1 protein-coding gene is annotated in these 577 nt (G+C 67.4%); it reads right to left on the minus strand.

Going from position 1 to position 577, the window contains the following annotated elements; all coding sequences use genetic code 11:
• Window positions 1-70: 70 nt before the first annotated feature.
• A partial coding sequence (gene rutR / locus VP06_RS33300) for an HTH-type transcriptional regulator RutR (RefSeq protein ID WP_048468114.1) occupies window positions 71-577 on the minus strand: 507 nt, incomplete at its 5' end.

Below are 577 nucleotides of genomic sequence, written 5' to 3' on the forward strand. Positions count from 1 at the left end.
AAGAAGTAGTTCTTTTCCTGGGCCTCGCCGACGGGCGGGATTCCCGCCGGTGGGGCTCGTTTCCTAGTGCCTATCGCAGGCCCAATCCTGTGAGGATCAGGGCCTGCGTGCTCGCCACGGTGCTCTCGAAGAAGTCGGATTCGTCGAGGCTTCGGCCGGTGACCGCATCTACCTGGACCGCGAAATCGGCGTAGTGCTGGGTGATCGCCCAAATCGAGAAGATCAGGTGGTGCGGGTCGTGGGCACCGATGCGGCCCTGGTCGATCCAGCCGCGCAGGATCGCCGCCTTGCTCTCCACCAGCCCGCGCAGGGGGCCTTCGAGCTCGGCCCGCAGGAGCGGCGCGCCCTGGACGATCTCCAGGCAGAACAGCCGCGAGGCCTGCGGCGCGTCCCGCGACAGGGTGAGCTTGGCGCGGATATAGACCCGGATCGCCTCGGCCGGATCGCTGTCGGCGTCGAGTTCCTGCAGCGGGTCGAGCCAGACGTCGAGGACGCGGCGGAGCACCGCCAGATACAGCTCCTCCTTCGAGGGGAAGTAATAGAGCAGGTTCGCCTTCGACAGCCCGGCCCGCTCCGC

The organism is Methylobacterium aquaticum, from assembly GCF_001043915.1.
Taxonomy (GTDB): domain Bacteria; phylum Pseudomonadota; class Alphaproteobacteria; order Rhizobiales; family Beijerinckiaceae; genus Methylobacterium; species Methylobacterium aquaticum.